Source organism: Streptomyces sp. NPDC058964, from assembly GCF_042741275.1.
Classification (GTDB): domain Bacteria; phylum Actinomycetota; class Actinomycetes; order Streptomycetales; family Streptomycetaceae; genus Streptomyces.
In genome coordinates, this window is record NZ_JBHYKH010000004.1 from 32659 (window position 1) to 40760 (window position 8102).

Annotated in this window: 4 protein-coding genes and 1 pseudogene; all 5 read right to left on the reverse strand. The window is 72.9% G+C overall.

Features of this window, described 5'->3' with window-relative positions; all coding sequences use genetic code 11:
• Positions 1–53 precede the first annotated feature (53 nt).
• The gene (locus tag ACFW2E_RS00905) at positions 54–2093 is read right to left on the reverse strand and encodes a M4 family metallopeptidase (protein ID WP_384459296.1); all 2040 of its coding nucleotides are present in this window, start codon (positions 2091–2093) and stop codon (positions 54–56) included.
• A gap of 327 nt (positions 2094–2420) precedes the next feature.
• Complete coding sequence (locus ACFW2E_RS00910; RefSeq protein ID WP_384459299.1) at positions 2421–4172, reverse strand: ABC transporter ATP-binding protein; 1752 nt, start codon at positions 4170–4172, stop codon at positions 2421–2423.
• Positions 4169–5893, reverse strand: a complete 1725-nt coding sequence (locus ACFW2E_RS00915; protein ID WP_384459302.1) for an ABC transporter ATP-binding protein — start codon at positions 5891–5893, stop codon at positions 4169–4171. The genes ACFW2E_RS00910 and ACFW2E_RS00915 overlap by 4 nt, the downstream gene beginning before the upstream one ends.
• Positions 5890–7761 carry an ABC transporter ATP-binding protein gene (locus ACFW2E_RS00920; RefSeq protein ID WP_384459305.1) on the reverse strand — a complete coding sequence of 624 codons (1872 nt, stop codon included), beginning with the start codon at positions 7759–7761 and terminating at the stop codon, positions 5890–5892. Before ACFW2E_RS00920 ends, ACFW2E_RS00915 begins: the two co-directional genes overlap by 4 nt.
• Positions 7758–8102: pseudogene (locus ACFW2E_RS00925) on the reverse strand (hypothetical protein); the annotation flags it as partial. The pseudogene ACFW2E_RS00925 and the gene ACFW2E_RS00920, both read right to left, overlap by 4 nt.

Below are 8102 nucleotides of genomic sequence, written 5' to 3' on the forward strand. Positions count from 1 at the left end.
GGGCGCGCCCCCCCGGGCCCCCCCCCGTGCTCACCGCGCCCGTGTACTGCGGTTTACGGGAACGTCAGCTTCCAGCTGTTGATGGTGCCGACATCCTGTGCGGCCTGGTCCTGGACCTTCAGCTTCCAGGTGCCATTGGCTGATTCGGACGAGGCGTTGACCGTGTAGGTCGCGTTCACATTGTCGGCCGAATCGGACGAGCTGAAGTTCTTCAGGCGGTAGGACGTGCCCGATGGCCCGACCAGGTCGATGACCAGGTCACCGCGCCAGGTGTGGGTGATGTCGACCGTCACCTGAAGGTTGTTCGGCGCGTTTCCGGTCCGGCCGGAGACGGTGATGTTCGAGGTGACCGCGGGCCCGTTGTCCGGAATGGACACGGGGGTGGTGTTCTCGTACGACGAACCGCCGCCACCACCGCCACCGGAGCGCGAACCGACCGCGACGGCCGCCCACGCGTCCTGCACCGCCTTGTACTCGGCGCTCGTGGTGCCGTACAGCTCACCCGCCGCCGCGAGGGTGCCGGTCCGGGCGCCCGCGTAGTTGGTGGTCGAGGTGAACTTGGTGGTCAGCGCCCGGTACCAGATCTGCAGCGCCTTGTCCCGGCCGATGCCGGTGACCGGAAGTCCGTCCGCCGTGGGCGAGTTGTAGCTGACGCCGTTGATGACCTTGGCGCCGCTGCCCTCGCTCAGCAGGTAGAAGAAGTGGTTCGCGGGGCCCGACGAGTAGTGCACGTCGACGCCGCCGATCCCGGAGTACCAGCTGTCCTTGGACGCGCCGTCCTTGCTGGGCTTGTCCATGTAGCGCAGCGGGGTGCCGTCGCCGTTGATGTCGATCTTCTCGCCGACGAGGTAGTCGCCGACGTCGTTGGAGTTGTTGGCGTAGAACTCCACGCCGGCGCCGAAGATGTCGGAGGTCGCCTCGTTGAGGCCGCCCGACTCTCCGCTGTAGTCGAGGCCGGCGGTGTTGGAGGTGACGCCGTGGCTCATTTCGTGCCCCGCGACGTCGATGGCCGTGAGCGGGTGCGTGTTGCCGGAGCCGTCGCCGTAGGTCATGCAGAAGCAGCTGTCGTCCCAGAACGCGTTGACGTACGAGTTGCCGTAGTGGACCCGGGAGTACGCCCCCACGCCGTTGTTCTTGATGCCGCTGCGGCCGAAGGTGTTCTTGTAGAAGTCCCAGGTGACGGCGGCGCCGTAGTGGGCGTCGGCGCCCGCGGTGGCGGCGTTCGACGTGGTGCCGTTGCCCCAGGTGTCGTTGGTCTGCGAGAACAGCGTGCCGGTTCCGGACGAACCGTGGTTGAGGTTGTACGTCTTGTGGCCGCCGCGCGCCCCGTCGGTCAGGGTGTAGTTCGAGCCCGACTGGGTCGTGGTCAGCGTCACCTGGCCGCTGTACTGCGTGTTGCCGATGCCGGTCTCGATGCCCTGGTACTCGTAGAGCTTCTTGCCGGTGGCGGCGTCGGTGATGACGTGCAGCCGGCTGGGCGTGCCGTCGTCCTGGAGGCCGCCGACGACGGTCTCGTACGCGAGGACGGGCTTGCCGCTGCCGGCCCAGATCACCTTGCGGGCGCTGCCGGCGGCGGACCTGGTGCCGCCGAGGGACCGGGCGCGCGCGACGGCCTGCCGCTCGGCGGCCGCCCTGGTGACCTTCGGGGTGAGACCGGCGACCCTGATGGCGGCATCGGTGGCCTTGATGACCCGCTGGGGCGCACCCGACTTGGAGGTGTCGACGATCAGGTCGCCGCCGAGGACCGGGAGGCCCGCGTAGGTGCGCTCGTAGCGGGTGTGCAGGGTGCCGTCGGCGTCCTTTACGACGTCACGGGCGACGAGCTTCTCCTGCGCGCCGAGGCCTATCGCCCTGGCCGTGTCCGCCTTGGCGGCGCCGGCGTCACGGAGCAGCTCGGCGCGCTGCGAGGGGGTGAGCCTGACCGCCGAGTGGGCCGGGTTCGCCTTGCCCGAGGAGGTGTTGGCGGGAGCGGCGCTGGCGGCGCCCGCCTGGACGGCGGCGGCGATCAGGGCGGTGACGCCCGCGAGGGCGACGGCTGCGGTGCGGCGGTGCGAGGTGTGGGAGGTGCGTCCGCGAGAGGAACTGCTTCTCAACACTGACTCCTTCTGCATGGCCGCGGGTCGCGCGGCCAGGGGAGATCCGGTCGGTGGGTTGGGGCGACCGGGCAGAACTTGGCGTAACGCGGAACCATGTGCGTGTGCGGGGCCGCTCGTAGCGATCTGTAGCTGTGGGGTTGCTGTGAGTCGGCCGTGGGAAGAGTGGCAGGGGATCACGCCATCTGTCAGGACCGCGTCAGAAACTTGGCCGGAATTGGTTCGTTGACCGGATGTTCATGTTCGGTATGCGGACCGTTGGCCGAGAAGTGGCCGTTCCGGAGTGCCGCCGGGCCGCCGGTGCCGCCCTCCCGAACCGGCTCAGGATCAGCCGTCCCCGTGCCACGTCCGCCACAGAGCCGCGTAGGCGCCGTCCGCCGTCACCAGGGCCTCGTGCGTGCCGAGTTCGGTGAGGCGGCCGTTCTCCATTACGGCCACCCGGTCGGCGTCGTGCGCGGTGTGCAGACGGTGGGCGATGGCGATGACGGTCCGGCCCTCCAGTACGGCGGCCAGGGCGCGCTCGGTGTGCCGGGCGGTCGTCGGGTCCAGCAGGGCCGTGGCCTCGTCCAGGATCAGCGTGTGCGGGTCGGCCAGCACCACCCGGGCGAGGGCGAGCTGCTGCGCCTGGGAGCCGTCCGTGGCCCTGACGCCCGTACCGAGCGGGGTGTCGAGGCCCTCCGGCAGCTCACGCACCCACTCCTCGGCGCCCACCGCCGACAGCGCGGTCCACAACTCCGCGTCCGCGGCGGACGGTTCGGCGATCAGGAGATTGTCGCGGACCGTGCCGAGGAACACATGGTGCTCCTGGGTGACCAGGACGACCTGGCGGCGCAGCGTTTCCGGTGCCAGCGCCGCGACCGGCACACCGCCCACCGTCACGGTGCCCGCGGTCGGCCGGTCCACCCCGGCCAGCAGTCTGCTCAGGGTGGTCTTTCCCGCGCCGGACGGACCGACCACCGCGAGCCGCTCCCCGGGGGTCACCGTCAGGTCCACCCCGCGCAGCACCTCCCCGCCGCGCTCGTAGGCGTACCGCACCTCCGTCACGTCGATGCGGTCGCCGGCCGGAACCGCTCCGGCGCCCGCCTGGCTCGCCGGCGCCCACGCCAGCCCCTCCACCCGCGCGAACGAAGCCCCGCTCGACTGGAGTTGCTCCACCCGCACCAGGATCTGGTCCAGCGGCTCGGTGAACTGCCGCAGATACAGCGCCGCCGCCACCACCGCACCCAGACTCACCACGCCCCGGCCGTGCAGCGCGCCGCCGAGCAGCAGCACGCCCGCCACCGGCAGTGAGTACGACACCTCGATCACCGGGAAGAACACCGAGCGCAGATACAGGGTGTGGAAGCGGGCCCGCCGAGCGGTCGCCAGCGCGTCCCTGCCGGCCGCCGTGCGCCGCTCCTCGAGCCGGAACGCCTCGACGGTACGGGCTCCGGCGGCGGTCGAGGCGAGCGCCTCGGCGACGTCCGAGTCCGCCGCGCCCTGGGCGAGATAGCCCGCACGGGCCCGGCGAAGATACCAGCGCAGCGCGAACCAGATCGGGGTCAGGCCCAGGACCCCCACCGCGCCGAGCAGCGGGTCGATCACGAACACCGCGGCGAGCGTGAACAGCGCCTGCACCCCGCAGACCAGCAGCTCCGGCCCGGCGTCCCGCAGGGTGGTGCCGACGGCCGCCACGTCGGCGGTGCCGCGTGTGGTCAGATCGCCGGTGCCGGCCCGCTCCACGGCCGACGCGGGCAGCGCCAGCGCCCGGTCGACGAACTCCTCACGCACCCGGGCCAGTGTCCGCTCCCCGAAGCGGTGTCCCGCGTACCGGGCCCAGCGGGCGAGGAGCAACTGCGCCGACGCGCACAGCACGATCACGGACGCCAGCCGGTCCACCGCGCCGGCCCCGCCCCTGTCGCGCACCTCGTCGATGATCCGTCCCAGCAGCCAGGGTCCGGCCAGCCCCGCTCCGGCGGCGAGCACGTTGAGCAGCAGCACCCCGCCCACGGCCCACCCGTCGGCCCGCACCAGCCGCCCCACGGCCCGCCGCACCTCGGCGGATCCGGCGACGGGCAGCCGCGCCTCCTCGGACGTCATCGCACCGTCTCCTCGCTGTCCCGCGCCACCAACTCCCGGTACCCCGGCTCCCGTTCCAGCAGCTCCGGGTGCCGGCCGGCGGCGACGACCTTTCCGCCGTCCAGGTAGATCACTGTGTCCGCGTGGTCGAGGACGAGCGGAGACGTCGTCGTGACGACCGTGGTGAGGCCGTGGCGGGCCGCCCGCAGCCGCTCTGCCACCGCCGCCTCCGTGTGCGCGTCCAGCGCCGACGTCGGCTCGACGGCCAGCAGCACCTCCGGATCGGCCAGCAGCGCACGGACCAGCCGGACCCGCTGCCGCTGCCCGCCGGAAAGGCTGCGGCCCTGCCCCGTCACCGTGGTGTCCAGGCCCTCCGCCAGCCCCTGCACGATGTCGTCCGCGGCAGCCGCCCGCACTGCCCGCCGCACCTGCTCCGGCGAGGGCTCACCGCGGCCGGCCACCACCTCCCGCAGCGGCCCGGCGAACAGGTCGGCCTCGTTGTCCGCGACCAGGATCCTGGCCCGCACCTGGGCGAGCGGGATCGCGTCGAGCCGGACGCCGCCCCAGGTGACGTCGGTCGGGCCCAGCCGCCCGAGCCGGTCGACCAGGGCGGTCAGCTCCGCCGGGCGCGCCCCGACCACCGCCGTCAGCCGTCCCGGCCGCACCCGCACACCCGAGCCGGGATCGTGCAGCACCGACGGCTCGGCCGGCGCGTCGGCCGTCCCGGTGTCCGGGTCGGGTTCCAGGCGCAGCAGCCGTACGACCCGGTCGGCGGCGACGACACCACGGCTGAGCTGGTACCCCATGTCGACGAGGAATGCCACCGGGCCGACCAGCACGGCGACATAGCCGTACACCGACACCAACTGACCCACCGTGAGCTCCCCCTGGGCGGCGAGCCGGGCCGCGAGCCAGGTCACCACGGCGAGGAACAGCGTCGGCAGGCCCACGCCGAGCGCCTGGAGCCAGCTGGCGGACGAGCCCACCCGGTAGCCCTGCTCGCGCAGCCGCCCCGAGTCCCGGCGGAAGCCGTCCGCGAACAGACCCTTTCCGCCCAGCCCGTTGAGCACCCGCAGACCGCCGGCGAGGTCCCCGATCCGCGCGGTGAGCACGCCCTGCCGCTCCCGGTACTCGCCCTCCGCGCCCCGCAGCCGCGTCATCAGCGGCAGGGCGATCGCGGCGATCACCGGCATCCCGAGCAGCACGACCGCCGCCAGCAGCGGCGAGACGGACAACAGCAGCCCGGCGACGAAGACGTACACGACGACCGAGCCGACGCCCGGACCGATCACCGTCAGCGCGTTGGCGATGGTGTGCACGTCGCCCACGCCGATCGTGACGACCTCCCCGGTCCCCACCCTGCGCCGCAGCGCGTCCCCGAGCCGCACGGCCTGTCCGACGGTCACCTTGATCGTGCGGAAGTAGGCGTCCATGCGCAGCCGGGTCATCGTGCGGTGCCGCATGATGCTCACCCAGGCGTTGAGCGCGCCGACGGCGGTGAGGGCGGCCGTCCAGCCGACGAGCGCCGCCGTGTCGCCGGGCTCGAGGCCCTCGTCCACCGCCTTCGACAGCAGATACGGCGCTGCCGCCATCAGCACCATCCAGCTGCTGGCCAACACCGCTCCGGCCACCGCCCGCCACGGCTGGCAGCGCACCAGCCAGGCCAGATACGCCCAGCCGCTGCGGCAGTCGGGGGCGCCGGGGTCGGCGTGCACGTCGACCGTCGAGTCTCCCCGCCTCACGCCAGGCTGTCCCGCCACGCCCGGTGCAGATCCGCGAATCTCCCGGTACCCGCGATCAGTTCGTCCGGACCGCCGTCCTCGACGATCCGCCCGTGCTCCATGACCAGTACCCGGTCGGCGATCTCCACCGTCGACAGCCGGTGCGCGATCACCACGGCCGTGCGGCCGCGCAGCACCGTCGACATGGCGCGCTGCACCGCCCGCTCGCCGGGGACGTCCAGCGAGCTGGTCGCCTCGTCGAGGATCAGGACCGCCGGATCGGCGAGCAACGCCCGTGCGAACGCCACCAGTTGGCGCTGGCCTGCGGAGATGCGGCCGCCCCGCTTGCGCACGTCCGTGTCGTACCCGTCGGGCAGGGCGCTGATGAACTCGTGCGCGCCGATGGCCTTCGCGGCCCGCTCGATCTCCTCCCGGGTCGCGTCCGGCCGCCCGATCGCGATGTTCTCCGCGACCGTGCCGGAGAACAGGAACGCCTCCTGCGTCACCATGACCACCCCGCGCCGCAGTTCGGGCACGGCGAGGTCGCGCAGGTCGACGCCGTCGAGCAGGACACGGCCGTCGGAGGGGTCGTAGAACCGGGCGAGCAGCTTGGCCAGCGTCGACTTGCCCGCGCCCGTGGAGCCGACGACCGCGACCGTCTGCCCGGCCGGGATCGCCAGATCGAAGCGGGGGAGCACCTCGCCGCCCGTGCGGTAGGCGAACCGCACGCCGTCGAAGACGACCTCGCGGCCGGGACGGTCCGCCGTCTCCAGCGCCGGGAGCTCCTCGGGAGCCGACGGTTCCGGCACGGACGGGGTCTGGGCCAGCAGCCCGGCGATCTTCTCCAGGGAGGCGGCCGCCGACTGGTACGAGTTGAGGAACATGCCGAGCCGGTCGATCGGGTCGTACAGCCGCCGCAGGTACAGCACCGCGGCCGCCAGCACACCGAGGTCCAGGGAGCCGGACGCCACCCGCTGGGCGCCCCACAGCACGATCGCCGCGACCGCCGTGTTCGCGACCAGCCGGGAGCCGACCACATAGCGGGCCATCTCCAGGAGCGCGTCGCCGTTGGTGCGCTCGTGCCGCCGGTTCAGCACACGGAAGCCGGCGTCGTTCGCGGCCTCCCGGCGGAAGGTGCGCACGGGCCGGATGCCGTTCATGGTCTCCACGAACTTCACGATCACGGCCGCGATCGCCGTGGAGCGCGCCGTGAACACCCGGCCCGCGCGCCGCTGGTACAGCCGTACGAGGAGGTACAGCGGCACGAACGAGACCACCGCGACCGCGCCCAGGCCGAGGTCGAGCCAGAGCAGCATCGCGGAGATGTAGAGGAACGACAGGACGACCGTGACCAGTTCCTGGAGCCCCTCGCTGAGCAGCTCCCGCAGCGACTCGACGTCCGTGGTGGAGCGGGAGATCAGGCGACCGCTCGTGTAACGCTCGTGGAAGTCGACGCTCAGCGCCTGGGCGTGCCGGAAGATCCGGCCGCGCAGGTCGAGCAGCACGTCCTGATTGACGCGCGCGGAGGCCTCGATGAACGCGAACTGGAGCGCGCCGGAGACCAGCGCGCACAGCCCGTACCCGACGGCCACCGCGATCAGCGGCCCGTGGTCGTGGTCCCGGAACGCCGGTACGGCGCGGTCGATGGCGTACGCCACCAGCAGCGGGCCCGCCTGGACGGCCGCCTGCTGGAGCAGCAGCAGAAGGGTGGTGACGGCGACGCGGGCCTTCATCGGGGCGAGCAGTGACCGCAGCAGAGCGGCCGTGGCACCGGGCCGGGTGGGCAGGACGTCGCGGTCGAAGGGGTCGGTGCTGTCGTGCGGGCGGGGGAGTTCGCCCTCGTCGCCGGTCGCGGGGGCGGTGGAGGCGGAGGTGGTGGGGGCGGTCATCGGTCGTCCTCCGCTTCCTCGGTCGGCTGCCCGCCCGGATCCCCGGCCGGCTCCCTCGTCTGTTCGCCCGACATCAGGTGGGCGTATTCGGCGTTCGTGCGGAGCAGTTCGTGGTGGGTGCCGACCGCGCTGATGCGGCCCTCGGAGAGCAGGGCGACGCGGTCGGCGAGCAGCACCGTGGAGGGCCGATGGGCCACGATGAGCGCGGTGGTGTCCGCGAGGACCTGCCGCAGCGCCGCCTCCACGGCGGCCTCGGTGTGCACGTCGAGGGGGGGGCCGCGGGCGGTCCGGGGCCGCGAGCACCGGCCCCCCCGAGCGCCCCCCCGCGCGCCCCGACCCCC